This is a genomic window from Salinicola acroporae, from assembly GCF_003206615.1.
GTDB lineage: Bacteria > Pseudomonadota > Gammaproteobacteria > Pseudomonadales > Halomonadaceae > Salinicola > Salinicola acroporae.
Window position 1 is genome coordinate 176008 of the sequence record NZ_PZJW01000006.1, and the last position, 26652, is coordinate 202659.

General features: G+C 60.1%; 25 protein-coding genes. 18 read left to right on the top strand and 7 right to left on the bottom strand.

Annotated elements, in window-relative coordinates:
• The first annotated feature begins 198 nt into the window (after positions 1-198).
• From tig to DOM54_RS10235, 6 genes are all read left to right on the top strand, one after another.
• Positions 199-1554 carry a trigger factor gene (gene tig / locus DOM54_RS10210; RefSeq protein WP_110716224.1) on the top strand — a complete coding sequence of 452 codons (1356 nt, stop codon included), beginning with the start codon at positions 199-201 and terminating at the stop codon, positions 1552-1554.
• Positions 1555-1639: 85 nt separating this feature from the next.
• Positions 1640-2260, top strand: a complete 621-nt coding sequence (clpP, locus tag DOM54_RS10215; RefSeq protein ID WP_110599345.1) for an ATP-dependent Clp endopeptidase proteolytic subunit ClpP — start codon at positions 1640-1642, stop codon at positions 2258-2260.
• Positions 2261-2323: 63 nt separating this feature from the next.
• Positions 2324-3607 carry an ATP-dependent Clp protease ATP-binding subunit ClpX gene (gene clpX / locus DOM54_RS10220; protein WP_110716225.1) on the top strand — a complete coding sequence of 428 codons (1284 nt, stop codon included), beginning with the start codon at positions 2324-2326 and terminating at the stop codon, positions 3605-3607.
• Between the two features lie 171 nt (positions 3608-3778).
• Positions 3779-6181 carry an endopeptidase La gene (gene lon / locus DOM54_RS10225; protein ID WP_110716226.1) on the top strand — a complete coding sequence of 801 codons (2403 nt, stop codon included), beginning with the start codon at positions 3779-3781 and terminating at the stop codon, positions 6179-6181.
• Positions 6182-6358: 177 nt separating this feature from the next.
• Complete coding sequence (gene hupB / locus DOM54_RS10230; RefSeq protein WP_110599351.1) at positions 6359-6631, top strand: nucleoid-associated protein HU-beta; 273 nt, start codon at positions 6359-6361, stop codon at positions 6629-6631.
• A gap of 236 nt (positions 6632-6867) precedes the next feature.
• The gene (locus tag DOM54_RS10235; RefSeq protein WP_110716227.1) at positions 6868-8691 is read left to right on the top strand and encodes a SurA N-terminal domain-containing protein; all 1824 of its coding nucleotides are present in this window, start codon (positions 6868-6870) and stop codon (positions 8689-8691) included.
• A gap of 162 nt (positions 8692-8853) precedes the next feature.
• Here DOM54_RS10235 and DOM54_RS10240 read toward each other — a convergent pair whose 3' ends face one another.
• The 7 genes from DOM54_RS10240 to DOM54_RS10270 form a co-directional block, all read right to left on the bottom strand.
• Positions 8854-9105, bottom strand: a complete 252-nt coding sequence (locus tag DOM54_RS10240) for a YkgJ family cysteine cluster protein (RefSeq protein ID WP_110716228.1) — start codon at positions 9103-9105, stop codon at positions 8854-8856.
• A 6-nt stretch (positions 9106-9111) separates the two neighbouring features.
• Entirely contained in the window at positions 9112-9966 is an 855-nt protein-coding gene (locus DOM54_RS10245; RefSeq protein WP_110716229.1) for a 6-carboxytetrahydropterin synthase, read from the bottom strand.
• Positions 9966-10619, bottom strand: a complete 654-nt coding sequence (queE, locus tag DOM54_RS10250) for a 7-carboxy-7-deazaguanine synthase (RefSeq protein WP_110716230.1) — start codon at positions 10617-10619, stop codon at positions 9966-9968. The genes DOM54_RS10245 and queE overlap by 1 nt, the downstream gene beginning before the upstream one ends.
• A 218-nt stretch (positions 10620-10837) precedes the next feature.
• On the bottom strand, positions 10838-11536 hold the full coding sequence (gene queC / locus DOM54_RS10255; protein ID WP_110716231.1) for a 7-cyano-7-deazaguanine synthase QueC: 699 nt from the start codon (positions 11534-11536) through the stop codon (positions 10838-10840).
• Positions 11537-11592: 56 nt separating this feature from the next.
• Positions 11593-12648 (bottom strand): asparaginase, encoded by a 1056-nt coding sequence (locus DOM54_RS10260; protein ID WP_110716232.1) that lies wholly within the window; start codon positions 12646-12648, stop codon positions 11593-11595.
• Between the two features lie 7 nt (positions 12649-12655).
• A complete protein-coding gene (locus DOM54_RS10265; RefSeq protein ID WP_110708781.1) occupies positions 12656-13279 on the bottom strand; it encodes a CBS domain-containing protein in 624 nt (207 codons plus the stop codon).
• Between the two features lie 68 nt (positions 13280-13347).
• Positions 13348-13848 carry a hypothetical protein gene (locus DOM54_RS10270; protein ID WP_110716233.1) on the bottom strand — a complete coding sequence of 167 codons (501 nt, stop codon included), beginning with the start codon at positions 13846-13848 and terminating at the stop codon, positions 13348-13350.
• Between the two features lie 230 nt (positions 13849-14078).
• On the opposite strand from DOM54_RS10270, the gene fliD reads away from it, so the two are divergent.
• From fliD to cheW, 12 genes are all read left to right on the top strand, one after another.
• A complete protein-coding gene (fliD, locus tag DOM54_RS10275) occupies positions 14079-15413 on the top strand; it encodes a flagellar filament capping protein FliD (protein ID WP_110716234.1) in 1335 nt (444 codons plus the stop codon).
• 15 nt (positions 15414-15428) lie between these two features.
• Positions 15429-15842: a flagellar export chaperone FliS gene (gene fliS, locus DOM54_RS10280; protein ID WP_110716235.1), complete on the top strand. Its 414-nt coding sequence runs from the start codon at positions 15429-15431 to the stop codon at positions 15840-15842.
• Between the two features lie 4 nt (positions 15843-15846).
• Positions 15847-16227: a flagellar protein FliT gene (locus DOM54_RS10285; RefSeq protein ID WP_110716236.1), complete on the top strand. Its 381-nt coding sequence runs from the start codon at positions 15847-15849 to the stop codon at positions 16225-16227.
• On the top strand, positions 16224-17414 hold the full coding sequence (locus DOM54_RS10290) for a flagellar hook-length control protein FliK (RefSeq protein ID WP_110716237.1): 1191 nt from the start codon (positions 16224-16226) through the stop codon (positions 17412-17414). The genes DOM54_RS10285 and DOM54_RS10290 overlap by 4 nt, the downstream gene beginning before the upstream one ends.
• Positions 17411-17707, top strand: a complete 297-nt coding sequence (locus DOM54_RS10295; RefSeq protein ID WP_110716238.1) for an EscU/YscU/HrcU family type III secretion system export apparatus switch protein — start codon at positions 17411-17413, stop codon at positions 17705-17707. Before DOM54_RS10290 ends, DOM54_RS10295 begins: the two co-directional genes overlap by 4 nt.
• A gap of 320 nt (positions 17708-18027) precedes the next feature.
• A complete protein-coding gene (gene flhD, locus DOM54_RS10300) occupies positions 18028-18360 on the top strand; it encodes a flagellar transcriptional regulator FlhD (RefSeq protein WP_110599379.1) in 333 nt (110 codons plus the stop codon).
• A gap of 3 nt (positions 18361-18363) precedes the next feature.
• The gene (gene flhC / locus DOM54_RS10305) at positions 18364-18954 is read left to right on the top strand and encodes a flagellar transcriptional regulator FlhC (RefSeq protein ID WP_110716239.1); all 591 of its coding nucleotides are present in this window, start codon (positions 18364-18366) and stop codon (positions 18952-18954) included.
• 187 nt (positions 18955-19141) lie between these two features.
• Positions 19142-20029: a flagellar motor stator protein MotA gene (gene motA / locus DOM54_RS10310; protein ID WP_110716240.1), complete on the top strand. Its 888-nt coding sequence runs from the start codon at positions 19142-19144 to the stop codon at positions 20027-20029.
• Positions 20026-20946: a flagellar motor protein MotB gene (gene motB, locus DOM54_RS10315; RefSeq protein WP_110716241.1), complete on the top strand. Its 921-nt coding sequence runs from the start codon at positions 20026-20028 to the stop codon at positions 20944-20946. Before motA ends, motB begins: the two co-directional genes overlap by 4 nt.
• 716 nt (positions 20947-21662) lie before the next feature.
• Entirely contained in the window at positions 21663-23339 is a 1677-nt protein-coding gene (locus DOM54_RS10320) for a methyl-accepting chemotaxis protein (protein WP_110716242.1), read from the top strand.
• 681 nt (positions 23340-24020) lie between these two features.
• Positions 24021-26144 (top strand): chemotaxis protein CheA, encoded by a 2124-nt coding sequence (gene cheA / locus DOM54_RS10325; RefSeq protein ID WP_110716243.1) that lies wholly within the window; start codon positions 24021-24023, stop codon positions 26142-26144.
• Positions 26141-26641 carry a chemotaxis protein CheW gene (cheW, locus tag DOM54_RS10330; protein WP_110716244.1) on the top strand — a complete coding sequence of 167 codons (501 nt, stop codon included), beginning with the start codon at positions 26141-26143 and terminating at the stop codon, positions 26639-26641. The genes cheA and cheW overlap by 4 nt, the downstream gene beginning before the upstream one ends.
• Positions 26642-26652 lie beyond the last annotated feature (11 nt).

The following is a 26652-nucleotide window of genomic DNA, read 5'->3' on the forward strand; positions in this document are numbered from 1 at the left end:
CATCGAGAATCCTCCTAAAGTCGATTTTTGCCGCATCAGGCTTGTATTTTGCCCCGATCGGTACCATTTACCGCGCTAGTCAGCTTGCCAGTAGGCATGGGGGTTCTTAAAATCGCCCCCTTGCTTTGAAATGACAGTTTTGAAGTCACAGTCTTTGAGTTGCATTCACAGAACGCCCCCGTCGGTAGAGGATCATCTATGCAAGTTTCCGTTGAGACGACATCCCAGATCGAACGTCGCATCACTGTTCAGGTTCCCGCAGCCGAGGTCGATGAAGCGGTTGCGACTCGCCTGCAAGACACCGCCAAGCGCGTTCGTCTGAATGGCTTTCGTCAAGGGAAGATCCCGATGGCGGTCGTGCGCCAGCGTTACGGCAAGGATGTCCGCAATGAAGTCGTCAGTGAGCTGATGCGTCAGCACTATGTGCGGGCAATCACCGAGCAGAGCCTGAACCCGGCCGGCTACCCCTCGATCGAGCCGAAGGTCGATCAGACGGGCAAGGACCTGGAGTTCGTCGCCACGCTCGAAGTCTATCCGGAAATCGAGCTCAGCGGCATCGATGGCACCCCCATAGAGCGCCCGCAGGCGGAGATCGCCGAGGCCGATATCGACACGATGATCGAGACCCTGCGCGGACAGCGGGCCGAGTTCCAGCCGGTCGAGCGCGCAGCGGAAGAGGGCGACAAGGTCAAGATCGACTTCCAGGGCTTCCTCGGCGATGAGCCGTTCGAGGGCGGTTCCGCCGAAGGGCACGAGCTCGAGCTGGGGTCCAATCGCTTCATTCCGGGCTTCGAAGAGCAGTTGATCGGCGCCAAGGCCGGTGACGAGAAGAGCATCAGCGTGACCTTCCCGGAGGACTACCAGGCCGAACACCTGGCGGGTCAGGAGGCGACCTTCAAGGTCAAGGTTCATGAAGTCTCTGCCAAGGCGCTGCCGGAAGTCGATGCCGACTTCATCAAGGAGTTCGGCGTGGAAGACGGCGATGCCGACAAGTTCCGGGCCGAGGTCAAGGGCAACATGGAGCGCGAAGTCCGCCAGGCGGCCCGTAACCGGGTCAAGCAGCAGGCTCTCGATGCGCTGCAGAAAGCCAACGACGTCACGGTCCCGCAGTCGCTGATCCAGCAGGAGACCGACGGGCTCAAGCGTCAAGCCGCCCAGCAGTTCGGCCTCGGTGAAGACTTCGACGTCAGCCAGTTGCCGAACGAGCTGTTCGCCGAGCAGGCTCGCACCCGTGTCAAGATCGGCCTGCTGCTGGCGGAAGTCATCAAGCAGCACGAGCTCGATGCCAGCGATGACGAAATCCGTGCCCGTGCCGAGGAACTGGCAACCCAGTACCAGCAGCCGGAGCAGGTCGTCGACCAGTACATGCAGAACGATGAGCTAAAGGGACAGGTCAAGTCTGCCGTGCTGGAAGACAAGGCCGTTGACAAGCTTCTCGAGCAGGCTCAGGTTAACGACGTCAGCATGAGCTACGAGCAAGTGCTGCAGGCCGCCCAGCAGTCCGAGGAAGCGGGCGAAGAGGACGAAGCCGAGGAAAGCGATTCCAAAGCATGACGGGTGCTTGGTAAGCGAGACGACCCGGTTCCGGCCGGGTCGCTAGTCGATGGGCCTGACAATCACCAGATGTAAGGAAATCGCGATGCGTAACGAGTTCGACATCAGTAATGCCGGTGGCCTGGTCCCGATGGTGGTGGAGCAGAGTGCGCGCGGCGAGCGGTCATACGATATCTATTCTCGTCTGCTCAAAGAGCGTGTCATCTTCCTGGTTGGCCAGGTCGAGGACTACATGGCCAACCTGGTTGTGGCGCAGCTGCTGTTCCTGGAGTCCGAGAATCCGGACAAGGACATCCACCTTTATATCAACTCGCCGGGCGGCTCGGTGACCGCAGGCATGTCCATCTACGACACCATGCAGTTCATCAAGCCCGATGTCTCCACGGTCTGTATCGGCCAGGCGGCGAGCATGGGTGCGCTGCTGCTTGCCGGCGGTGCGAAATCCAAGCGCTTCTGTCTGCCGCATTCGCGGATGATGATTCACCAGCCGCTTGGGGGATATCAGGGTCAGGCTGCGGATATCGAGATCCACACCCGGGAAATCCTGACCATTCGCCAGAAGCTGAACCGCATTCTGGCCGAGCACACCGGGCAGGATATCGACAAGATTGCTCAGGACACCGATCGGGACAACTTCATGGATGGCGAACAGGCCGTTGAATATGGCCTGATCGACGCCATGCTGGATAAGCGTCCGGTATCCTGATAGCGTTTGAGTCAAGGTTTCACACGGCGGCGCCCCGCGTCGCCGTCCTGACGAGGTACACGAATGGCCGACGGTAAAGGCAAAGACGACAACGGCAAGCTGCTCTACTGCTCGTTCTGTGGCAAGAACCAGAACGAGGTTCGCAAGCTAATCGCCGGGCCGTCCGTCTATATCTGTGACGAGTGTGTCGATCTCTGCAACGACATCATTCGCGAAGAGGTTCTGGAAGCCGACGCCGAGAGCGATGAAGACCGTCTTCCCGTACCTCGAGAGATCCGCAATACGCTCGACGACTATGTGATTGGCCAGGATCGCGCCAAGATGGTGCTGTCGGTGGCTGTCTACAACCATTACAAGCGCCTGCGCAGTAGTGGTGGCAAGAGCGACAGCATCGAGCTGGGCAAGTCCAATATCCTGCTGATCGGCCCGACCGGTAGCGGCAAGACGCTGCTGGCGGAGACGCTGGCGCGCCTGCTCAACGTGCCGTTCACGATTGCGGACGCCACCACGCTGACGGAAGCCGGCTATGTCGGTGAGGATGTCGAGAACATCATCCAGAAGCTGTTGCAGAAGTGCGACTACGACGTCGAGAAGGCTCAGCGCGGTATCGTCTATATTGACGAGATCGACAAGATCTCCCGCAAGTCGGATAACCCGTCGATCACTCGCGACGTCTCCGGCGAAGGCGTCCAGCAGGCCTTGCTCAAGCTGATCGAGGGCACGACGGCCTCCGTGCCGCCGCAAGGGGGGCGTAAGCATCCCCAGCAGGAGTTTTTGCAGGTCGACACTGGCAATATCCTGTTCATCGTCGGCGGTGCCTTCGCCGGCCTGGACAAGGTGATCCGCGACCGCGCCGAGAAGGGCGGGATCGGCTTCAACGCCTCCGTCAAGAGCAAGGAAAGCAACAAGGGGGTTGGCGATATTCTCGCCGACGTCGAACCGGAAGATCTCGTCAAGTTCGGCTTGATCCCTGAGTTCGTCGGACGCCTGCCGGTCATCGCCACGTTGACGGAGCTGACCGAGGACGCGCTGGTCCAGATTCTGATCGAGCCCAAGAACTCGTTGGTCAAGCAGTACGCCCATCTGTTCGAAATGGAAGGTGTCGAGCTGGACTTCCGAGAGGATGCGTTGCGAGCGGTGGCCCACAAGGCCATGGAGCGCAAGACGGGCGCTCGCGGTCTGCGGTCGATCCTGGAATCCGTGCTGCTCGAGACCATGTACGATGTCCCGTCGCTGGATGGCGTGACCAAGGTCGTGATCGATGGCTCCGTCATTTCCGGTGACAGCGAGCCGTTGCTGATCTACTCGAAGCAGGAAGAGAGCCGCGTCGCCAACAAGGACGGGTGATCGAGCCCGCGTTGTTACCTGCCTAGACGAGGGGGCCTGACGGCCCCCTCGCTTTTATGGCTATCGCCCGCGTCGATCACTCTTGCATCTGAGCGGTGGCGCCCCCACGTATCTTCCCTATTGCCGCTCTGGTGGCTCACCCATCCGAAAGTTTGTCGAGGAAATGCTGTAATGGCGCAGAGCTCTGACCAGACACTCAAGCTTCCGCTCTTGCCGCTGCGTGACGTGGTGGTCTATCCGCAGATGGTCATCCCACTGTTCGTGGGGCGTGAAAAGTCCATCCGCGCGCTGGAGACGGCGATGGAGCACGACAAGCGGGTTTTGCTCGTCGCGCAGCGCGAGGCCGCTCACGATGATCCTGGCGTCGAGGATCTGTTCGGTATCGGCACGGTCGCCGACATCATGCAGTTGCTCAAACTGCCCGATGGCACCGTCAAGGTTCTCATCGAAGGCAGTTTTCGGGCCGATATCCAGGAAGTCCTGGAGGATGAGGACGGCTTCATCAGCGCGCAGGCGGTTGCGCGGGACAGTGAACCGCTGAGCGAACGCGAGCAGGAGTCGCTGGTTCGCGTCCTGCTCAATCAGTTCGAGCAGTACGTCAAGCTGTCCAAGAAAGTGCCGAGCGAGGTCCTGTCCTCGCTGCAGGAGATCGAGGATCCCAGCCGATTGGTCGACACCATCTGTGCGCATCTGTCGTTGAAGATCGATGACAAGCAGGAACTGCTCGAAATGGATCGCGTACGTGATCGGGTCGAGCACCTGATGGCGCTGATCGAGTCGGAGATCGATCTGCTCCAGGTCGAGAAGCGCATCCGCTCGCGGGTCAAGGACCAGATGGAGAAATCCCAGCGCGAGTACTATCTCAACGAGCAGATGAAGGCCATCCAGAAAGAGATGGGCGAGCTCGAGAACGTCCCCAACGAAGCGGAGAAGTACGAGCAGCGCATCCAGGAAGCCGGCATGCCGCAGGAGGCCGTCGACAAGGCCACGCAGGAACTCGGCAAGCTCAAGATGATGTCTCCGACTTCGGCGGAGGCGACCGTTGTGCGCTCCTACCTGGATTGGGTGCTGTCTGTGCCCTGGAAAAAACGCACCCGCGTGAAGCACGACCTGGCTCACGCGGTCAAGGTCCTGGACGAAGATCACCACGGGCTGGAAGAGGTCAAAGAGCGAATTCTGGAATATCTCGCCGTGCAGAAGCGGGTCAAGAAGCTCAAAGGGCCGGTGCTCTGTCTGGTGGGACCGCCTGGCGTGGGCAAGACTTCGCTGGGGCAGTCCATCGCGCGCGCCACCAACCGCCGCTACGTCCGGCTTGCCCTTGGTGGCGTACGTGACGAGTCCGAGATTCGTGGCCACCGCCGAACCTACATCGGCTCGCTACCGGGCAAGCTGATACAGCGGATGAGCAAGGCAGGGGTGCGAAACCCGCTGTTCCTGCTCGACGAGGTCGACAAGATCGGCATGGATCATCGGGGAGATCCCTCCTCGGCACTGCTCGAGGTCCTCGATCCCGAGCAGAACGACAAGTTCAGCGATCACTATCTCGAACTCGATTACGACCTATCGGACGTGATGTTCATCTGCACCGCCAATTCGATGAACATCCCCGGACCGCTGCTCGACCGCATGGAAGTGATTCGGCTGCCTGGGTATACCGAGGACGAGAAGCTCGCTATCGCCAAGCGTTATCTGGTCCCGAAGCAGCTCAAGGCCAATGGCCTCAAGGAGGAGGAACTGACCTTCAGTGATGAGTCCATCCTCGAACTGGTGCGCTACTACTCTCGCGAGGCTGGGGTGCGTGAACTCGAGCGCCAGATTGCCAAGGTCAGCCGCAAGGTGCTGCGTGAGCGCCTCGAGGCCGGCAAAGGTCAGGGGGCCCAGGCGGGATTGAAGCTGTCGGCCGACGATATCGAGCGTTACGCCGGCGTGCGTCGATACAGTTACGGTCTGGCCGATCAGGCGCATCAGATTGGGCGAGTCACCGGCCTGGCGTGGACCTCGGTGGGTGGCGAACTGCTGTACATCGAATCCGTGGTCACGCCGGGCAAGGGCCGCGTCAACAAGACCGGTTCGCTGGGCGACGTCATGAAGGAGTCGGTCAGCGCGGCGCACACCGTGGTGCGGGCCAGAGCCAGTCAGTTCGGCATCGATCCAGAGCGCTTCGAGAAAGAGGACCTGCACATCCACGTCCCTGAAGGAGCCACGCCCAAGGATGGTCCCAGTGCCGGTATCGGCATGGTGACCGCCATGGTATCCGCCTACACCGGGCGCCCGGTACGATGTGACGTTGCCATGACTGGCGAGGTCAACCTGCGAGGCGAGGTCATGCCGATCGGCGGGTTGAAGGAGAAATTGCTGGCTGCCCGACGCGGTGGTATAAAGATCGTACTCATACCGGAGGATAATCGTCGGGATCTGAAAGAGGTGCCCGACAATATCAAGAATGCATTGGACATTCGCTCGGTAAAGTGGATTGATGACGTGTTGTCAGCGGCGTTGACGAATCATGTCGACGAGGATGACAAACTTGTCGAAGATGTAACTTCTTCGCAAACCAATGTCAGCACACATTGATCTTGTCGATAAGCAAATTTCGTGCGCCAAGCCCGATATGACGCGGTTTTTCTGAGGATCTCGATTGACAGGGTAATCTTGGCATTGCTATAAAATGCCCACTTGTTGTGATCGTGACCGCGTCTCTGATTGCGCATCGATGTCCTGTTAATTTCGTATACAGTCAAGGGGTGAAGTGTGAATAAATCCGAGCTGATTGAAGCCATTGCTGCGTCTGCCGATATTCCCAAGGCCGCTGCTACTCGTGCACTCGACGCGATGATCGAGTCCGTATCAGACAGCCTGAAGAAAGGCGACTCCGTAGCACTGGTTGGGTTCGGGACTTTTGCGGTCAAGGAACGTGCTGCGCGTACCGGCCGTAACCCGCAGACTGGCAAGCCGATCAACATCAGCGCTGCCAAGGTGCCGAGCTTCAAGGCGGGTAAGGCACTCAAAGACGCGGTGAACTGAGTTTCGCTCTGTCGCGGGCTGGCGCTTCGCTAAGCGTCGGAAGGCCTAGGCGGTTAGGCCGTTGAAAGCCCGTAGCACATAAGCGCATCGCCTCAGCGGTGCGCTTTTTTATTGCCTGCTGCAATGAATCGGCTTCCGCAGGTGCCGTCGCCAGTGATCCGTCCCCGGGTGCGCCTCGGTGGCATGGCGGTGTACGATACGGGCGCAAATTTGGGTCAACGACATGCGAGGACAGCATGCTGCAACGAATTCGTGAGGGTTCTCAGGGGTGGGTGGCGAAAGTCATCGTGGGAGCCATCATCGTCACTTTTGCGCTTTTCGGCGCGGAGTCTCTGGTCAGTTACTTTTCTGCCGGAAGCAATGATGCGGCGACCGTGAACGGTGAGTCCATCAGCCGCCAGGCCGTCGAGACGCAGGTTCAGCGAGGCATCCGGTCGGGCCAGGTTCCTGCCAGCCAGGAGCGCCAGTTCCGAGGCCAGGTGCTCGATCAGCTGATTCGGCAACGCACCCTGGATCAGTACGCCAGCGAGGGCGGACTGCACATCTCCGACAGCCAGCTGGACCAGCTGATCGTGTCGCTACCTGAATTTCAGGATCAGGACGGTCGCTTCTCGAACGATCTGTTCACCAATCGCCTGGCCCAGGCCGGTTATACGCCTTCATCCTTCCGTCGCGAACTCCGAGCCGATACGCTGCGGCGCCAGGTTCAGCAGGGGCTTGCGGCCTCCACGTTCCTGCTGCCGTTCGAAAAGACACGGCTGGCGTCGCTGCAGCATCAGCAGCGGACATTCCGCTATGCGCAATTGTCAGCGGCGGACCTCGAGCAACCCGTGGTTCCCAGTGATGCCGATCTTCAGCAGTACTACGACCAGCATCAGCAGGACTATCGTCGCCCCGAGCAGGTCAAGGTCAACTATATCGTTCTGAATCAGGAGGACGTGGCCAAGGACATCGAGGTCAGCGACGACCAGTTGAGCCAGGCCTACGAGCAGGCACGAGCCGAGGCCCCGCGCGAGGTATCCCACATCCTGGTGACGTTCGGTGACGATCGCACGGAAGAGCAGGCGCGGGAGCGCCTGGCCGAGGTCCAGTCCAAGCTGGCGCAGGGCGCAAACTTTGCCGATCTCGCGCGAGAATATTCCGATGACTCTTCCTCTGCCAGCAACGGCGGGGATCTCGGCGCGATTCAGAAAGGATTCTTCGGGGAGAGTTTCGATGAGGCCGCTTTCTCACTGGATCCGGGACAGGTGTCGAAAATCGTCCAGACGCAGTATGGCCTGCACCTGATCAAGGTGACGGGGATCGATATCCCGTCGTTCGAGGACGATCGCGAAGCCCTCACTCAGCAGGTCAAACTCGAACAGTCTCAGTCGCTCTTCAATGAGCGTGCGCAGAAGATGACCGATGATGTCTATCAGGCGGAAGATCTCTCCAGCGTCGCCGACGAGCTTGGACTGAAGGTGATGACCAGTGACTGGTTTTCTCGGGACGCGGGTGGCGAAGGAGTGCTCTCCAATCCGGATGTCGCCGCCGCTGCGTTCTCCCCGGATGTGCTCGAGGACGGCTATAACAGCGATGTGATCGAGACCGACGACCAGCAGCGGGTTGCGCTTCGTGTCGTCGATCACCGTGAAGCCAGCACATTGCCGCTCGACGAAGTCCGGACCCAGGTCGAAAGCGCGGTCAAGACGCAGCAGACTCGACAGCGATTGCAGGAGCTCGCGACCGCGACCCTGGCGTCGCTGCGCAGCGGTCAGGCGGCAGCGGATATCGATTGGCAGCAAGCCGACAGTGTCACCCGGGATGCCGACGGCTTGCCGGATGCCGTGCTCCAAGAGGCTTTCCGTCTTCCTCATCCCGAGGATGGCCAGACGGCCTGGGGGCACATCGACAGTCAGGATGGCGTTGCCATCGTCGGGGTCGAGTCGGTGCAGTCGGGCGATGCCGACTCCGGTGACGCAGATTTTGCGACACGTCTGGCGCAACGTCTGCAGGCCCAGATCGTCATTCAGGGACTGACCCAGACGCTGCAGGACGAGGCGGACATCGAGCGTAACTGATCCCCCGCCAGCCAGGCGTGCTGCTTTGCCTGATTCTCGCCGAACCCTCCCTGGCCTGACGGTATATTTGCCGTCAGCCGGGAGGGTTCTTATCGTCAGGGAGGATGGTTGGTGAGGGCCAGGCTTTTCCGATTGGCAATGGCGACAGCGGGGGTGTGCGACTCAGCGAGTGGCTTGCTCCCATTGCGTGAGAATACGTAGCGCCTGTTCGCGGTCATCGCTGCACAGCTCCCGATCGTACTCGAAGCGCCGGCAGACGGTCGGGCGGCTTGCCTCCCCGAATAGCCGGCATAGATTATCGTCGTCGAGTTGTACGCAGCGAACGCCGGCGGGCTTGCCCTCCGGCATGCCGGGGATGGGAGTGGTGATCGATGGTGCGATGCAGCAAGCACCGCAGCCGGCTCTGCAACTCATGCCTTTCTAGCCCGTCGTCCTGGTGCCACGGCTCTCGGCGAGCGCACCCTTGTCGATCCCCTCGAATGCCTGCACCCGAATATGGGCGCCGGTGGACGAAGCAATCTGCTCGGCAAGCCAGGCCGCGATGTTTTCGACGGTGGTGGGCGCGGGCAGTGTGTGGCAGCGCTCTCTCGGCAGATGCAGCTGGAACTTTCCCTGTTCCGATCGATAGCGGACTCGCATGATGTCATCACCGCGGCGGGGGCCGACGATATCGGCATCGTCGACGAGATAGCCATTATCCAGGCGCTGTGCCCACTGCATCTCGAGTTCGGAATCGCGTTTGCCGTCCCGCCAGATTCGCAGGTGCGAGCGATGGCCGTGGGCGATGCGCTGACAGTTGCCCTTATGGTGCTTGAGACCGTGGCTGTAACGATAGATCGCGCCGTCGGCCAGCTCTTCGCGAAGGCGAATTCGGATCGCTTCGACCCGAGGTGGCGGTCGTTTGCTGAGTTCGGTGCTGAGGTGCGCACCCAGGCGCTCCGAGGTGATCTCTCCCCACGGGAATAAGGTGAAGCCTTGGCGGGGCGCCCGAAGTTCCAGCGGGAAGGGGAGTTCGGCCGCCAGGTGGAGACCTTCGCTGCACTCCTCGATCTTGACGCCGGCTGCCTGGGTCGGCACCAGCAACGTATGATCCAGGCCCGCATCGAGGCGCGACTTGATCCACGGTTTGACCTCGCCGAAGTCGAACAGCATGCCGTCCTCCCCCAGCTCGCCGTCGAGTTCCACGTCGACGTGCCAGCTGGCGCCGCTCAGTCCGCGTTGGGGAGACCAGATCGATGCGTCGATGTTGGTCAGGTTATTCACGAACAGGGTCATCAATCGATTCCTGCGATCTTGTGAGTCTGCAGCGAGAGACGCCATTGCGGGTGCCGAAGGCAATATCCGACGGTTGCTGCCATCGGGTCGCCATCGCTGACGATGGCACCTGGGTTGAGATCCATCGGCTGCAGGAAAAAATGGGTGAAATCGAGCCCGGCGAAATTCGCCGGATCGACGCCCGCCTGGGGATAGACGAGCTTGAGCTCGTGGCCCCGGGTCAGGCGTAGCGTCGTATCGCTTTTCGGGCTGACACAGATCCAGTCGATGCCCGCGGGTGCCGGCAGCGTGCCGTTGGTCTCGACGGCGACCTCGAATCCCTGCGCATGCATGGCGTCGACCAGCGCCTCGTCCAGCTGTAGCAGGGGCTCGCCACCGGTGAAGACCACGTAGCGCGAGACATTGGCCTGATCGGGCGCCTGCCAGAGTGCCGTCAGGTGGGCTGCCAGAGCGGCGGCATCCAGAAACTGGCCGCCATTCTGACCATCGATTCCGACGAAATCGGTATCGCAGAAGGTGCACCGACTTCTCGCGCGGTCACCCTCTCGGCCGGACCAGAGGTTGCAGCCGGTGAAGCGGCAGAAGACGCTGGCGCGACCGGCTTGGGCGCCTTCTCCCTGCAAGGTATAGAAGGCTTCTTTGACGCTGTACATGCAAACTTCCGTGCTAGGTTCATGCGGGCTGGCCGTCGAGCCGGCTACGCCCGGGCTTGGCGGGTCGGGGCGTGTCGCGACGACGGTAGACTGCTTGGATTTTGTACCGCAAGCCGGCGAGCGAAGGCAGGATAAGGCAAGACGGCGAAAATGCGGAATTGACGCGGTGTGAATGTGCCTCTCGTGCCGACTTCGAGCGCGAGCAATTTCGACCCCCCCTAGTGCCGGTCTGGCAGTGCGTAGGGAATCGGATCCTCCAGTCCGACGCGGGCGAAGGCGTCGAGTCGCTCTCGGCAGCTGCCGCACTCGCCACAGGCGGTCTCTCCGCCCAGGTAACAGGTCCAGGTCCGGGCATAATCGAGTCCCATCTCGATCCCGTCGCTGAGAATGCTCGCCTTGTCGCTATGTAGATACGGCGCTTCGATTCTGACCGATTCGAAGTTGGCGATGGCGGCGACGTCGTTCATGCGGTCGACGAACGCCGGTCGGCAGTCGGGGTACAGGACGTGATCACCGCCATGTGCGCCATAGAAACAGACAGCGGCTTCGATGTTGACCGCATAACCGATTGCCAGCGATAGCAGGATCATGTTGCGGTTGGGTACCACGGTATCGGCCAGATTGTCTTCGGCGTAGTCCGCCCTGGGCAGCGCGCGACTGCTATCCGTCAGTGCCGAATTGCCGATCAACTGGTGGATGGCGCGGATGTCGACGACCCGGTGAGACACTCCCAGCTCCTCGCACACGCGGCGGGCGACGTCGAGTTCACGAGCGTGGCGCTGACCGTAGTCGAACGACAAGGCATGGACCGTGTACCCGTCGCGGATGGCGCGATGCAGGACGGTGTAGGAGTCCATTCCACCGGAGTATATGACCACGGCCGGCTCGGATGGGGAGTGAGAAGTCGAGGATGTCATGCTGTCAACCTGTGGCAGGGCAATCGGACTGGTATAGGATTTGGCGCCACCCGAGGCTATGTCGCGAAGGCGCCTCGTTCGCCGACGAGGGGCGTCAGGAAACGCTGCTTGAGTTCCTCCGGTGACAACGCCTGGGCCAGCAGATGGGCGAGTTTACTGTGCGCGGCTTCCGGCGTCATGTCATCGCCGGACAAGATGCCAATCTCCGTCAGTGTCCGACCGGTGGCATAGACGTCGAGATTCACCCCTCCGACCGGGCATTGACTGATGGCGACCATGGTCTTGCCCGTCGAGGCGGCGCGCGCCAGCACGCCGATCAGCTCCGTATCTTCCGGTAGATTGCCACTCCCCCAGCACTCGATGACAACGCCCTTGATCTGGTCGTCGTCCAGCCACCGAGCCACGTCCCTGGCGCGGATGCCCGGCCACAGGAGCAGGCGCACGACGTCGGGAAGTGGCGTGGCGGCTAGCTCGAATTGCGGTGCTCCTCGGTGTTGCCAGCAGCGTGAGGAGTACAGGACAGGGGCGTGATCCACCATCTCGCCGAGCAGCGGCCAGTTCGGCGTCTCGAATCCAAGACTGGACTCCGTGTACCATTTCCGTGCACGGCATCCTCTCATCAGGCGACCGCCGAAGCTGACGCAGACCTCTCTCAAAACGCTCTCCGCCGCAAACCGCAACGCTGCCTCGAGGTTGTCGAGCGCGTCGCTATCGGCGGCTTCCAGCGGTTTTTGCGCCCCCGTCACGATGACCGGCTTGGATAGGCCCTGGAGTCGAAAAGCCAGGCTGGTCGCGCACCAGGCGAGCGTATCGGTTCCATGCAGCACCACGAACCCCGAGAAATCCCGATATCGTTCGGCGATCATGCTCGCCAGAGCCACCCAGTCGACGGGCGTGGCGCTGCTGGAGTCGATCGGGCTGGCCGCTTCCCACAGGACATGTCGTGGCAGCTTGCGCTGCCTGTCGGGTGGCAACGTCGACAGCGCCGCCGCCATGCGGGATTCGAAATCGCCTGCGGCCACCAGACCCCGGTCGCTTTCACGCATGCCGATGGTTCCACCGGTGTAGATGACCAGAATGGGAAGGGCATGGTTGTCGGTCGCGGAGTTCATGATGCGTCTAGAGGTCGTGGCCAAGGATGACGTGGCAGATCGCGGAGAAGGTGCGAGCTTCCGGCGGATGGTTGAAATCGACCCCCAGCGCACGGCTGATATTGGATGCCGAAATGATGCCGCGAATCCTCGAAGCGCCGCTGCCATCCGGTTCGGTGATCAGCACGTGTTGGTCACCCGATGTCTTCAGCGTTTCCACCAGATCGCCCACGCTGGCATGAGAAATCCGGGAGTAGGAGAGCGAATGCAGTTCGCTGCGTGGCGTCTGGATCATCTCGGCAGTCACTTCGTCCCGACCGATCTGGTGTTTCTGCATCGCCAGCGTGATACGGCGACCGCCGATCAACTCGCGGGCATTGATCACGCCGGTGAAGTTGCCGCTGGCGTTGACCAGCATCAGTAGCCGGACACCGGCCTGCTTCATCGTTTCCAGCGCCTGGGAGATAGAGCTCCCGGTCGGCAGGGTATAGGGATGACTGACGCTGAAATCCGTGACCAGCATCGCGGCGGAGCTTTCCAGCGTCACCGACTGGGTCTGTGTCACAGGCTGAACGATACCGCTGACGCCATCCAGGTTTTCCAGGGGCAGTGCGGAAAAATGGACTTTTGACGGGTGGAGAGGATTGGCCATGGAGAGGTCTCCCTAGGTCGGTTGAGGCTCATTGTTGATCAAGCTCGGATCGAGCCTGACTGAAACCGTTACAGGTACTGGTGAAGATCGCCGCGCACGCTATCGAGGAAAGTGATGAAGCGCGTATCTCTCTCGTCGTCGTGACGGTCGGTGCGGCAACCCAGTTTCATGCTTTTCTGGACCAGGAGTTCGTCATAGATATCCAGCGTGATCTTTATCGGTCTCTCCGCGGAAGGCGTGATATCCCCCTCTTCCAGCGTGAACGTCTCGAACAGCGTGGCCCGGATGCGGGTGGTCCCGCCTTCCGCCAATACACGACGCACGAACAACCAGCCTTCGCAGGCGAGATTCTCGCCACTGTCACGCCGTCGTTGAAACAGGGCTCGATAGCTGGCGCCTTCCTTGGCAGCGCGGTCCGCCATGCTGCGATAGGCTTCAGTGACCCGTGACGCCATGGCGCCGGTATCCGCAAGTTTGCGCAGGGCTGCCTGATGCTCGCGCCCCAGTTGTTCCTGCCGTTGAAAGCGCTGCCACAATCGATAATCGGCATGCAGGGAGTTCGCGTCCATGTCTTCTCCAGAGAGTGGCAAATTGTCGGTGGCCTATGATCGCCTATCCAGTGGTCGTCTGGCCACCCAAGGTGGCTGTCTTCCCGAACGGGAAGAAAAAGAAGATCAGGCGACGCTAAAGTTCCCCCTTCAGCAGCCGATGAGCAAATTGACGCGTGAAAGTGCGCCTAATCGGCGTCTGCCGTTGCGATCGGCGTGTTACAAATGGCGTCAAGGCTTAGAGAGGTTACATGGCTACCATATCGTCACTGGGGATCGGTTCCGGGCTGGACCTGAGCGGGCTGCTCGATGACCTGAGAACGGCGGAGAACGAGAAGCTTACGCCGATCGTCACCCAGCAGAAAAGCTACAAGACCAAACTGTCGGCTTTCGGAACGCTCGAGAGTTCGTTGACGGCACTGCGCGACGCCGTCGGCAAATTGAGTGATCCGAAAACCTTCACCGCGGTCACCAGCTCGATGACTGGCGATGGCGTGACCGCCAACATCAGCGGTGACGCCGTCTCGGGGCGTTATCAGGTCAATGTTTCACAATTGGCGCAGGCCCAATCCCTGGCATCGGGCGGCTTGACCACCGACAAGACCGAAGCGCTCGGCAAATCCGGCACGTTGGGGCTCAGTGTCGGGGGAAACGAGTCGGTCGACATCTCCATCGGTAGTGACGATTCGCTGGAAGATATTCGGGACGCCATCAACAAGGCCGATACCGGTGCCACTGCATCGATCGTGTTCAACGGCTCCCAGTATCAACTGACGCTGACGTCCGCGGAGACGGGAACCCAGTCATCGATCCAGGTGACCGACAACGACGACCTCTTCGGGTTCAGCGAGACGGTGCCGGCGCAGGATGCAAAACTCGAAGTCAACGGGATCTCGATCACTAGCCAATCCAATACCGTCGAAGGGGCCCTCGAGGGCGTCACTTTCAACCTGACATCGACGACGGAAAGCGCGCAGACGCTCAGCGTGTCCAAGGACACGGAGTCGATGACAAAGGCGGTGAACGACTTCGTCGCTGCCTACAACAGCTTCCAGGACACCGCCGATACTCTCACCTCCTACGATTCGGACTCCGATACGGCCGGCGTGCTACTGGGCAATTCGACCATGCGCAGCATCGAGTCGCGCCTTCGTGGCGTGCTCAGCTACAGCGGTGGTGAGGGCGAATTCTCGATGCTGTCGGATCTCGGTATCGAGCGTCAGTTGGATGGCACGCTCAAGGTCGACGACGACAAGCTCGCCGACGTCATGTCCAACAACAGTGAAGCTGTCAGCCAGTTCTTCGCCGGTATCGAGGGTGAGGGCGGCTTCGCTGCCAGCGTCGACGACACCATGGGGACGATTCTGGATGACGACGGGCTGCTGAAGATTGCCACCGACGGTATCGATACCTCGCTCGAGCGCTTGAGCGACCGGTATACGCGGATGCAGACGTCCATCGATGCAACGGTCGCTCGTTATCGCTCCCAGTTCGCTGGCCTCGACTCGCTGGTTTCCCAGATGAATTCCACCAGTGATTACCTGACCCAGCAGTTCAATGCCCTGAACGCGCAGCTCAACCAGTAATAGGTCGCAACGATGATGAATTCCCGACAGGGTGCCGGCGCTTATGCCAGGGTCGGCGTCGAATCGGCGGTGATGTCCGCAGACCCCCACCAACTGATCGTCATGCTGTTCGATGGGGCGCAGGCCGCCATCAGCAGTGCCCGGCTGCATATGCAGGATGGCAACCGTTCGGCCAAGGGGCTGGCCATCTCCAAGGCGATCGATATCGTCAACAACGGTTTGGCGGCCGCTCTGGATCACGAGCGTGGCGGTGAAATCGCCGCGAATCTTGCGCAACTGTACGATTATGTCGCTCGGCAACTGGTGCAGGCCAATTTGCGTGACGACGTGAACCAGCTGGACCAGGCGGCATCACTGCTAGACAATATTGGATCCGGCTGGCGCGAGCTTCGGCATTCGCCCGCCGCATCGTCGTTGGCAGGAGTGTGATCGAATGAGATCAGCCGTGTCGGTCGTCGACCAGTACCGTCAGTTGCTTGAAACGTCGAGTCGGATGCTTGGCCTGGCGCGGGAGCAGGACTGGGAGGCGCTGGTACAGTGCGAAGCCGGTTACCTGGTGTCGCTGGAGCGCCTGCGCAGCGAGGACAGTGAAGAGCCGTCGAGCGATGCAGAGCGCAAGGAGAAGATGGCGCTGCTCGCGCGCATCCTCGAGCAGGATGCCGAGACCCGGCGTGCCTTGGAAGCCAGGCGCGAAGAATTGAGCCATCTCATTGGCAGTTCCCGGCGACAGCAGGCTCTAGGTGAGGTCTATCAGGCTGGAAGGGGCAGCATCGCCTCGCGACTGCGCTCGGTACCGCCAGACGAGCGGCCGTGAGCGGCATCACTCCCATACTCGACACCCTGCTGCATCAAGTCCTTGGCAAGCGTGTCGATACCCCGATCATCAAGGATCAGCCCTTGCCGGTATCGGCGGCCACCTCGTCCGATGCCATCCAGCCCGCGCGCAGCGACTCGAGATTGCATCAGCAGACGGGTGCGAGGGAGAGCGTGCCGCTCCCTGGCAATGCCGCCGGCAATGCGTCTGGCTCTCCCGCGGCGACCGGCAGAATCGATGCCTCATCGACACAGCTGCACCTGAGTCACGCCGCGAACGAGATCGCGGATATCCTTGCGCGATTTCCCTCCACCCAGTCGCCATCGATCAGACCACTCCTTTCGTTGCTGCTCCAGCCCGGCGATAGTCCGCAGGCATTGGCAGCGGCCCTGTCGCAGAGCGTCAGGGAAAGTGGCGTTTTCTATGAGTCTCACCTGCTGCGCTGGATGGCGGGGCAGTATCCTCGCGCCGCGCTGATGCGGGAACCACAAGCTTGGCTGAGTCTGACGTTCCGTCCTGCCTTCACTTCGCCGTCTTCGCCCACGCCCAGCCTCCACGGCTGGAGCCTCGCGCCCCAAGGCGCGAGCCGGGGTGGCGCGTCCAATCTGCCGGGAGTCTCGAAGGGTGGTGTCGCGGCATTGCCTGGTGACACGCCCGGCCAGGCGAGTGCCGCACGACTTGCTGGTGCCACGCATGCCATGACGATGTCCACGAAAGGCGACCCGGATGCGCAGGTCTCGGCGTCGATGACGCGTGCCCATCAGCTATCTCAGTCTCCTTCGGACACTCTTCAGTCGCTGGTTCGCCAGCAGCTGGAGGTGATCGCCGCCCCCAGTCTTCGCTGGGAGGGTCAGCTGTTGCCGGGCGTCCCCATGGTGATGGTCTTGAGCGAGATTCCGCCCAATATCGTGCGCGACGACGATCAGGAGGGGGCGCGGGGCGGCCGCGAGCAGGAAAGCGAGGAGGGGGGCGCCAGCGACTGGCGTGCCGAGGTTCAGGTTCGCTTACCCTCCCTGGGCGTTATCGATATCGTCTTTCGCACGCGGCACGACGCCTCCCTGCAGGTTGAAATCTCCCCCGCCGAGGCGTCGGCCCGGGAGTTCATGGAGGTCGAGCTTTCGCCCTTTCGGGAGCGATTGTCGTCGCTGGGCCTGGAGGTGGATCTGGCGCTTGGGAGGCGGGCATGAGTGGTGATGGGGAGCATGACGCGCGACGGCGGGCCGTGGCTTTGGCGTACAGCGGCGAGCGTAACGACGCACCGCGCGTCGTCGCCAAGGGGTACGGGAACCTCGCCGAGCGCGTTATCGAGCTTGCCAACCAGGAAGGGATATTCGTGCATGACTCACCGGAGTTGGTCGCGCTTCTGATGCAGGTCGATCTGGATGCTCGGATTCCGGAGTCCCTCTATCAAGTCATCGCCGAGCTTCTGGTCTGGATTGAGCAGGTCGACCGTTCCCTGGGTACGGAAAAGTCGAATTAGCGTTTATTTCCGGTTGCACAATTCAACGATTCGGCATTTTTTGTGTAACTGCCCGGTGCCGGAGGCCGAATTCTAATTAGGTTTTTCGCCCGATCCATTGAAGATATTGAGATATAGATCAATCGTTTAGATAACTCTGTCCATGGCGGCAACCAAAGGTCAAGTTACCTATGGACATATTTTGTAACACTGCTTGCTTTTTTTCATCAAAAAGTAGCAAACTTGGTTCATCATGAAGAGCTGATGTATAGCGCCAACAGTAGCAACCCGGAGCACCTGATCAACTGGTGCCAATAAAACCATACGCAGGGAATCTAGTGATGCACTCCAACAGTCTTCTCGACGACATTCAGGATCTCAATCTATCCTACTTGCTGCTGGTCCAGCGTCTGCTCAACGAGGATCGAGAGTCCGCGATGTTCCGGCTCGACCTCAATGCCGACCTGGCCGACACCATCGGGCAGTTGTCGATCAAACAGTTGACGCAGCTATCTCGCACCAACCAGCTGCTTTGTCACCTGCGCTTCACCGACGCCGACAAGCTGAACCTGCTGGTACACAATCCTCGGGCGCAGGGGCTCGAGCAGACCCATGCGGCGCTGTTGATGGCCGGCGCGGGCCGCGCTCCGTCCTCCGTGCAGCAGAGGAGCTGAGTCATGGCTGATAAGAGTCTCGTCGCGGAGATGTTTCAGGTTCAGTTGGCGATCGAACTGATCGAGCTGGGCGCACGATTGCAGGTCCTTGAGACGGAGACCGACCTGAGTCGTGGGCGGCTGATCAAGCTCTACAAGGAGGTCAAGGGGATGTCGCCGCCGAAAGGCATGCTGCCGTTTTCGGCCGACTGGTTCGTGACCTGGCTGCCGAACATTCATTCCTCGCTTTTCTACAATATCTATCGCCGTCTCAATGGTGAGTTGGGATGCGAGCGGATGAGCGCCTTCGTCAAGGCTTACCGGCTCTATCTGGAGCAAGTGTCACTGGATGGCGTGGAAGCGACACTGGGGCTGACCCGTGCCTGGACGCTGGTTCGGTTCTTCGAAAGCGATCTCCTGCAGCTGTCCCGCTGCAAAGGCTGTCACGGCCAGTTCGTTGCCCATGCTCATAGTCCCGCACATGACTACGTCTGTGGGATCTGCCAGCCGCCATCTCGGGCAGGAAAGACGCGCAAGGCAAAACGGGTCGCCAAGCCGTTGGAGCGCACCTTCACCCCCGTCGAGATACCGTTGGCGAAACGCCTGGCCATCTAACGGCAACGCGCTGCCGAAGCGGGCTTCATCGCCCGCTTTTTTTGTGCCTGTCGTCATCTGAGGATTAGCCATTCGTCGTAAGCTTTCGGCGAATGACGTTTTTCTGATATTCCCACCCTCAAGCCCACCGGGTCCGCTGCCGATACAGTCTTCAGGTTCGCCATGTAATGTATACGGGAGTCGCTCCGTGCTGATCTTAGTCGGCTACATCATCGTTTTAGGCAGCGTGTTCGGTGGCTACGTCGCGATCGGCGGTCATCTTGGCGCGCTGGTCCAACCCGCCGAGTTCGTCATGATCATTGGCGCAGCGCTCGGTGCCTTCGTCTGTGCCAACAACGGCAAGGCGATCAAGGCCACTCTGCGTTCATTCTCGAAACTCAAACGCACCAAGCGCTACAACAAGATGATGTACATGGAGTTGATGGCGCTCCAGTACCGGCTTCTGACCAAGGCTCGTCGAGATGGCATGCTGGCGATCGAGCGCGATATCGACTCGCCGCAGGATAGCGCCATCTTCGCCGATTACCCGAAGATTCTCTCCGACCCGATGATCATGGCGTTTTTGACCGATTACTTGCGCCTGATGGTCAGTGGCAACATGGACCCGTTCGAGATCGATGCGCTGATGGAGCACGAGATCGAGACGTTCCAGCACGAGGCGGAGATGCCGGCTCACTCGCTGTCGGCGGTCGGTGATGGCTTGCCGGCGTTCGGGATCGTCGCCGCCGTCATGGGGGTGGTGCATGCGCTGGGCGCCGCAGACCAGGGCGCCGGGGTGATGGGCCAGATGATCGCGCAGGCACTGGTCGGCACCTTTGCCGGTATCCTGCTGGCATACGGATTCGTCACGCCGGTGGCGCATCACATCAATCTTCAGGTGGGCGAAGCGACCAAGATGCTGCAATGCATCCGCGTCACGCTGATGGCGAGCCTCAACGGCTTGGCACCGCAGTTGGCCGTCGAGTTCGGTCGCAAGGCGCTGTTTACCGCCCTGAGACCTTCCTTCAGTGAGCTCGAGGAGCACGTACGCTCCAGCGGTCAGACCTTGCGCGGCACGGGGACGGATGGCTCATGAGCGGTAGCGGTGAGCGGCGCCCGCTGATCATCAAGCGCAAGCGAGTTCAGGCGGCAGCGCACCATGGTGGGTCCTGGAAAATCGCCTATGCCGATTTCATGACGGCGCTGATGGCCTTGTTCCTGGTGCTCTGGATTCTCTCCACGGCCAGCCCCAGCCAGCTGGAGCACATTGCCGAATATTTCCGCACGCCTCTCGCCGTGGCGTTGACGGGTGGCGACAAGACCACGGCCAGTACCAGCGCCATCCCCGGTGGCGGCGACAACCCTACCAAGACCGACGGTGAAGTGCGCCGGACCAATGTCCGCGAACAGACGCGCTCAAGCGACGAACAGCGCAATCTGCGCTATCTGCGCGATCGTCTGCAAAGCGTGATCCAGAGTGATCCCCAGCTCAAGGAACTGCGGTCGCAGTTGCGTATGGACTTCTCGCCGGAGGGATTGCGTGTCCAGATCGTGGATAGCGACAAACGGCCAATGTTCGAACTCGGCAGCGATCGGCTGGAGCCCTACATGCAGAAGATCCTCCGCCGAATCGCACCGGTCCTCAACGAGATGCCCAACCCGATCAGTATCAGTGGCCACACGGATGATCTTCCCTATGCCGGGGGCGAGAAAGGATACAGTAACTGGGAACTCTCCGCCGATCGTGCCAATGCCTCCCGAAGAGAGCTGATCGCGGCCGGCCTCTCCCCCGACAAGCTGCTGAGGGTGGCTGGCATGGGGTCCCGGGTCACCCTGCCGAACACGCAGCCCAGTGACGATGTCAATCGCCGTATCAGCATAGTGGTACTGGACAACCGCGCAGCGCGGGCCATCGAGCAGCAGGAGCAGGCGCCGTTTCCGGACCAGGCTCCCGCTCCAGCGGCCGATGGCGATGGCCGCATTGCAATATTCGGCCAGGAATCATCGAATTGATGCGGCCGCGCCCTCTACGTAAGCCTCCGCGTCAGTGACTCATGAAAATCTCGGCTCCTGTGATCGCTGCCCCGCGTTATTTCAAATCCTTCCCATGTGAAACAAAGCCGCTGATCCAGCGGCTTTGACAGTTCAGTAGCGTTCATTCTCGTATCGCCCGCGCGCTCCTCAAGATCAGAGAAAAAGTGAGTAACCTCCCAGGCATCGCTCACGGACAAAACTCCCCACTGCTCTGACCGACACGAAGATCCAAAAAGGCGAAACCACGCAAGAAGTTCAATCCATGGGGAACGCCGGCGGGCTCTACCCAAGAGTCCAGCCCATGGAATCGAAGATCCGACGATGTCGCTATCGCCGCTACCACACGCCGAACGGACTCACGATGAGTGGATACTCTCTCATTGGCCGCGCAGACGATCGTTAACCATGGTCAGGCGTTGCGCAGGCCACAGGGATTGCGCTGGGTACCGGTGATGGTGAAATGGAGGGAGAGGCTTTGCCAGATCTGCCGGCGAGAATCCGTGAATCGGCGATAGAGTGCGATTGGTCCCGCTGTACGGTCGGGAGTCGCTGTTCGCTTGAGAGCAAATGCTGCCGGATGTGGCGGGCAGGTAGGCGATATGTTTCTTAAAGTGTATTATTTGTAACATTTGTAACTTCAAGTAACGGGCTCGGGGCCGATATTGTGTAAGAAATCTCCTACACTGGAACGCGCCATGCTCTCACATTTCAAGATCGGAACCAGACTCGGTATCGGGTTCGGCCTCATCCTTCTGCTGTTACTGGCAACCTTGGGGGCCGGTATCATCGGTTTGAAGTCGATTCAGGATACTGCCCAAGTCGCGCTCGACCGCGATGTCGCGCTGGGATTCAATGCAGCAAACGTGGAAAAACAAGCGCTGGAGCTTCGGCGTTTCGAGAAAGATACCTTGATCAACCTCGGGAATTCCGATCAGGTCAAGAGCTACCATGATCGATGGGTAACGTCTTATCAAAACCTGCAGGCTACGCTCGAAAAGGGGCTGCAGGTGACGCAGACGCCTACCATCGAGGCACTCTATCGCGACGGGGCGGAGGCTCTGAGGAGTTATGAACTTGGCTACACCGCGGTAGTGCAGCAAATCCAGAATGGCCAACTGATATCGACGGCTGATGCCAACGAGGCACTGGGCGAGTACAAACAATCGATCTATCAGTTGGAGAAAATCGCCACCAGTATCAATGAGACGGTTCAGGAGCGGGTGGCGCAAACTGACGAGACGATCGATGCTCAATACACGACTGCCTTTTGGTCTCTCATTATTTCGGCTCTGGCGGCGTTGGCCCTGGCGAGCATTCTTGCGGTAGTGATAACTCGCGGTATTGTCCTGCCGTTACGGAAGGCCGTCGAGTTGGCGAGGCGCGTGGCGGAGGGAGATTTGACTTCTAGCGTCGAGCCTAAGGGCAAGGACGAGTTGGCGATGCTGCTCGGCTCGATGAATGAGATGCAGCACAATCTCAGCGAGCTGGTGAGCGCTCTCCGTGCTAGCAGTGGGGAAGTCTATACAGGCGCCAACGAGATGGCTGTCGGCAGTGAGGAGTTGTCTTCCCGTACGGAACAGCAGGCTTCGGCACTTCAGGAAACGGCGGCGAGCATGGAGGAGATCACTTCGACGGTCCGACAGAATGCGGAGTCGGCGGACGAGGCGCATCGTCTCACCACGAGTGCTGCCGATACGGCGGAGATAGGTAACGGGGATATCCAACTCACGATAGAGCTCATGCAGACTATCGCGGGTAGCTCGAAAAAAATCGATGAATTGGTAGAGGTCATTGATTCTATTGCCTTCCAGACCAATATCTTGGCGTTGAATGCGTCTGTCGAAGCAGCCAGGGCCGGTGAGCAGGGGCGAGGCTTCGCGGTCGTTGCCAATGAGGTTCGGGCGTTGGCGAGCCGTAGTGCCTTGTCCGCCAAGGAGATCCGTGCAACGGTTGCGCTGACTTCCACTCATATCGCCGATGGTGCAAAACAGGCTGAACGCAGCGGCAAAACCATGCTTCAGATCGTCGAGTCGGTTCGTAAAATCTCGGGACTGATGAAGGAATTCTCAACCGCGACGCGTGAGCAAACTAGCGCCATTGAGCAAGTCAACGTTGCGGTTAGCGAGATGGATTCCGTCACGCAACAGAATGCGTCATTGGTCCAGCAGACCAGTACTGCCTCGACTTCTCTCGAAATTCAAGCTCAGCACCTTGCCAGTCTGGTCGCCAAATTTAAGGTCGATGAGAAATATGGCCTCTCACCTCCAGTGAAGGAGAAGATCGTCAAAAGCGAGGGAAAGACCAGCATTGCCTTATCCGGCAAAGCACCGAAAACTGATCCAGCGGTTGAAGAAGAGTGGGCCGCGTTTTAGACGAAGCTGCACTGGCCGTTTGCCAACCCCGGTTTACCGGGGTTGTTATCGAGGCCTTTTGAATACATCGCTATCGGGAACAGTAGCCGCTGTCGTCGAGGCTGTCCTCGATTTCAGAGGTGAGCCAATCAGCGCTGTCAATGCCGGCTTCCCGACTGATGAGGATGGTAGGGGGCTGGAATGAGGTCGGCGTGGCCGTGGGCGATCGGCAGCTTGTACGGGGCACTGCGGCTGGTGTTTGGTAGGTATATTCGCTCGAGTTTCTACGGAACTGCGATTTTTTCGTCCTGCTTGTTTTTACTCATGGTCTGCAACCAGCGTTCATGACACCCGTCGGTTCCCCACCCCTTCCGCGCGCAAGATGGGTTGGAAATGAAACAACGTTGGCTCTTGGCCTAGTCCTCGTCGTTGGTGAGCCCTGAGCCGGTTATAGACGCCAGTTTCTTGGTCCGAGATGGTTCAATCTGACAGTCGTGTGTCGGTGGAGGCGCCCCGGATGCATGACCGCACGTACCGCCAGGCTAAGAATTGATTAAAGAGGTCGAGAGACGCTGCCGATAGTGAGGACATCGTAAGCAGCGATCGGATGCGAGCTCGGGCCATCGTGAGTGAGGTTGTGAGGAAGCATTCTGAAGCAGGCTTTTCAAGTCCATATATATCAATGGTATAGGCACGCCGCAAATGGACATTTCCGATTTTTACGACACGTTCTTTGAAGAAGCCGAAGAGCTGCTGGCGGACATGGAACGCCTGCTGCTGGATCTCGATGTCGACGATCCGGATGGCGAAGATCTCAACGCGATCTTTCGCGCTGCACACTCCATCAAGGGAGGGGCAGGTACCTTCGGTTTTACCGTCCTGCAGGAAACGACCCACCTGCTGGAGAACCTGCTGGACCATACGCGGCGAGGCGAACTCAAACTGCGGCGCGATATCGTCGACACGTTCCTGGAAACCAAAGATATGTTGCATGACCAACTGGATGCCTATCGCAATGGTGGCGAGCCCGACGCGGAGGCGTTCGAGCGTATCTCCCGCGTGCTGCAGCAGATGGCGCTTGACGAGTTGGGGCAGGGCGAAGCGGTAAAGGGGAAGGCGACACCAGATCCGGTGCCGGCACCGACACCTCCGCCGGAGACCAGCGAAGTGGCCGAGGCCGATCGCGATGGCGCCGGCGAGACCGCTGGACGACAGCTTTCGATCACACTGAGCGGCGTCAGCGACAATGACCGGGAGCTGCTGGTCGAGGAGCTTCAGCACTTCGGGACGATCGCCTCGCAGTCCGGCGATGTCGCCCGGTATCGAGTCTTGCTCGATAGCACCGAATCCAAGGACGATATCGAAGCCGTTCTCTGTTTCATCATCGAGCCGGAGCAGTTGTCGATAGAAGTGGAAGCCCCGGGGGGTGGCGCGGATCTTGCGGAGCCTCAGGCACCGGCAGCCTCCGAGGCGATGCCCAAGAGTGAACCGATCTCCGCGGTGGCGCCCGATGATCTCCCCGAACCGGATAAAGTCGAGCCGAAGGGCAGCGCAACGCCATCGCGAGCGCCCGGCAAATCAGGCGGGAAAAGCGCCAAGGGCAGCGAATCCAGCACCATTCGGGTACCGGTGGACAAGGTGGATCAGATCATCAACCTGGTCGGCGAGTTGATCATCACCCAGTCGATGCTGGAGCAGACGGCCAGCGACCTGGATATCGTGTCCCACGGGCCGCTCGTCAACGGCATGAACCTGCTGCAGCGCAACGCCCGAGATCTGCAGGAATCGGTCATGTCGATTCGCATGATGCCCATGGACTACGTGTTCAGCCGCTTCCCCCGCCTGGTCCGGGACCTGGCGGCCAAGCTGGGCAAGGATGTCGAACTGGTGACCGAGGGCAAGTCCACCGAGCTCGACAAGAGCCTGATCGAACGCATCATCGATCCCCTGACCCATCTGGTGAGGAACAGCCTGGACCATGGCCTGGAGTCGCCGGACAAGCGTGAAGCCGCCGGCAAATCACCGACCGGGCGTCTGACCCTGTCAGCCCAGCATCAGGGCGGCAACATCCTGATCGAAGTGATCGATGATGGTGCCGGGCTCAATCGCGAGAGAATCCTGGCCAAGGCGAAATCCAGCGGTCTGCCCGTTACCGACTCCATGAGCGACGACGATGTCTGGCAACTGATTTTCGCGCCGGGTTTCTCCACCGCCGAGCAGGTCAGCGATGTTTCCGGGCGGGGCGTGGGCATGGACGTCGTCAAGCGCAACATCCAGGAGATGGGTGGGCACGTCGAGATCCTGAGCAAGCCGGGCCAGGGCACGACGACCCGGATCGTGCTGCCGCTGACGCTCGCGATCCTGGATGGCATGTCGATTCGATGCGGCAACGAAACCTTCCTGTTGCCGTTGAACGCAGTGCTGGAGTCTCTGCAGCCGCAGGCCGAGGACCTCTACTCGATGGCCGGCGACGACCAGTTGCTCAAGGTGCGCGACGAGTACCTTCCCATCATCGCGTTGCATCACACGTTGGACGTCACTGGCGCCAAGACCGAGTTGACCGAGGCCATCGCGGTCATCGTCCAGGGCGAGGGGCGTCGCTATGCACTGCTGGTGGACGACCTTGTCGGCCAGCAACAGGTCGTGGTCAAGAATCTCGAAACCAACTATCGCAGAGTGCCGGGAATCTCCGCCGCCACCATCCTCGGTGATGGCAGCGTGGCCTTGATTCTCGACATTGCCGATCTTCATCGTCTCGATCGACGCAAGTCGCAGCAGCGTTACGAGGCGAAACATCAAAACCTGCAAGAGGTATCGCTAGCATGAGCGCACAAGCGAACACGAACGCCCTCGCCAATGACACAGCGAGCAGTGAATATCTGGTCTTCTCCCTGGGCGACGAGGAGTACGCCGTCGATATCCTCAAGGTGCAGGAGATCCGTGGTTACGAGAACGTCACCCGCATTGCCAATGTGCCCGACTTCATCAAGGGGGTCACCAATCTTCGTGGCGTCATCGTCCCGATCATCGACCTGCGACTGAAGTTTCACCTCGACAAGGTCGAGTACGGCGGACAGACGGTGGTGATCGTGGTCAACGTCGATGATCGCATCGTCGGCATCGTCGTCGACGGCGTCTCCGACGTGATGAGCCTGGCACCGGACCAGATCAAGCCGGCACCGGAGTTCGGCGTGACACTCTCCTCGGATTATCTGAGTGGAATCGGCAGTCTCGAGGACCGCATGCTGGTACTGGTCGACATCGAGAAGCTGCTGACCCATGAAGAGATGCAGTTGGTGGAGCGGACGGCCGAAAGCGCCTGATTCCCTTCCCT